Below are 251 nucleotides of genomic sequence, written 5' to 3'. Positions count from 1 at the left end.
AGTTCCTCGATGTCGAAGTCCTTGACGGGGAAATCGAACCCTTCGGGAACGAAGACCTGTGCGTTTCGCAGCACGCCGCGCGTAGAGAGCTTCCTGACCCGGTCCCGGGCCTCGTCGAGGCTGGTGACCACATCCTGCCCGGGGACAATCGCGCCATCGAGCGTGGCGACCAGCGCGTAGCGGTCCTCCTCGACTTTCCAGCAGGCCAGGAAGTCGCCGTCGAACTGGCCTGAAAGCGCCGAGGCCAGGGA

At 64.9% G+C, this 251-nt stretch carries 1 pseudogene; it reads right to left on the bottom strand.

The features are described from left to right. Positions 1-251: pseudogene (locus HMPREF2924_RS28825) on the bottom strand (pilus assembly protein PilO); the annotation flags it as partial.

It is taken from the genome of Pseudomonas sp. HMSC063H08 (assembly GCF_001813645.1).
Lineage (GTDB): Bacteria > Pseudomonadota > Gammaproteobacteria > Pseudomonadales > Pseudomonadaceae > Pseudomonas > Pseudomonas aeruginosa.
This window is presented reverse-complemented; position numbering and strand designations above follow the sequence as displayed.